Genomic DNA, 503 nt, shown 5'->3' with positions numbered 1-503 from the left:
TGGAAGGTAAAGGAGTGCCTGCATTGGCTTTGCGTGGCAAAAGAATCTCGCCCAAGTGCATGACCATCTCTCCGGTATTTGTTAGGTCGCGGCCGCTGCCCAAGGGAGGGCTCGTTCTAAAGCTCTAGTGTTGGGACAGATGCCGCATAGAATTTTGCAATTGATTGCCTGAGCCCTCTGGAAGACGGAGGCGTTTGCAGAGAGTTCATACAAAGGATGTTTAAGTCATGGGAAAATGCGCGGGCTCTTGATCCGACGAACGGGTTAAATTGTAAGAAAGTATTTCAGTTGCCGATGTGGTCTACCAGAGACCGAAATCAAGAGTTGCAATCATGAAATTTTCAGTTTTCTGCCAAGCATTGTCCAATCGGGCTGGCAGCTCAAAAACCTTTCTCGTGGCTGTGGCGTTAATTATCGTCTGGGGACTGACGGGGCCGTACTTTCATTACAACGACACCTGGCAGCTCATCATCAATACGTCGACAACGATCATTACGTTTCTG

The 503-nt window shown here is 48.7% G+C and carries 1 protein-coding gene; it reads left to right on the top strand.

The annotated features are described in order from the left end of the window. Window positions 1–332: 332 nt before the first annotated feature. A partial coding sequence (locus tag ORL50_RS28740; RefSeq protein ID WP_266020085.1) for a low affinity iron permease family protein occupies window positions 333–503 on the top strand: 171 nt, incomplete at its 3' end.

The sequence above is a fragment of the Pseudomonas sp. RIT-562 genome, assembly GCF_026241895.1.
Taxonomy (GTDB): Bacteria; Pseudomonadota; Gammaproteobacteria; order Pseudomonadales; family Pseudomonadaceae; genus Aquipseudomonas; species Aquipseudomonas mandelii_F.
This window is presented reverse-complemented; position numbering and strand designations above follow the sequence as displayed.